At 70.8% G+C, this 394-nt stretch carries 1 protein-coding gene; it reads right to left on the bottom strand.

The window, feature by feature from the left end:
• Nucleotides 1-54: 54 nt before the first annotated feature.
• The coding region (locus tag ACOV8S_RS31530; RefSeq protein WP_448321891.1) for a TRCF domain-containing protein at nucleotides 55-394 on the bottom strand (340 nt) is incomplete at its 5' end.

Below are 394 nucleotides of genomic sequence, written 5' to 3'. Positions count from 1 at the left end.
CTCGGCGGCGGCTCGGCAGCGCGCCGCGGCTCAGGACCCCAGGACCCCAGGGTCTCAGGACCCCAGGATCGAGGTCAGGAACTCGCCGACCCAGCCGAGCAGTTCGCGTCCGACCAGCGGCTTGCCGCCCACCTTCGCGGTCTTCGGACGCGGTACGAGGACCTGGTGCGAGCCCGCCTTGATGACGGTCCCGGGGTAGAGCCGCTTCAGGCGCAGCTCCTGCGACTCCCGCAACTCCACCGGCGCGAAGCGGATGTTGTTGCCCTGAAGCACGATCTCGCCGACGGCGCACGCCCGCGCGAGCATGCGCAGGCCCGCGACCAGCAGCAGGTTCTCCACCGGCTCCGGCAGCTTGCCGTACCGGTCGACGAGTTCCTCGCGTACGGCCTTGATG

This window comes from Streptomyces sp. CO7, assembly GCF_053474865.1.
The sequence above is the reverse complement of the archived record's forward strand: the minus strand, read 5'-3'. Positions and strand labels throughout refer to the sequence as shown.